Here is a 252-nt window from a genome sequence, read left to right as displayed (position 1 = left end):
AACGAGCGGTTAAACCAGCCAAAGAAGCCTTTTTGCTTTTCGTCCTTGCCCTTTTCATGGCTCTTGCCACGTTTTAGTAAGGTCACGCATAGCGCAGGGGTAAAGACAAGGGCAACCAATGCCGAGAGTACCATAGCGGTAATCAAAGTGATGGAGAACTGGCGATAAATCACACCTGTTGAGCCACCAAAGAAGGCCATTGGTACGAATACGGCGGACAAGATAAGCGCAATACCAATAACGATCTTACTG

The 252-nt window shown here is 47.6% G+C and carries 1 protein-coding gene; it reads right to left on the bottom strand.

From position 1 onward, the window contains the following. A partial coding sequence (locus tag AAEZ05_RS29450) for an efflux RND transporter permease subunit (protein ID WP_350650161.1) occupies positions 1 to 252 on the bottom strand: 252 nt, incomplete at both ends.

The sequence above is a fragment of the Pseudomonas sp. HY13-MNA-CIBAN-0226 genome, assembly GCF_040310305.1.
In the GTDB taxonomy this organism is placed as follows: domain Bacteria; phylum Pseudomonadota; class Gammaproteobacteria; order Pseudomonadales; family Pseudomonadaceae; genus Aquipseudomonas; species Aquipseudomonas gregormendelii.
This window is presented reverse-complemented; position numbering and strand designations above follow the sequence as displayed.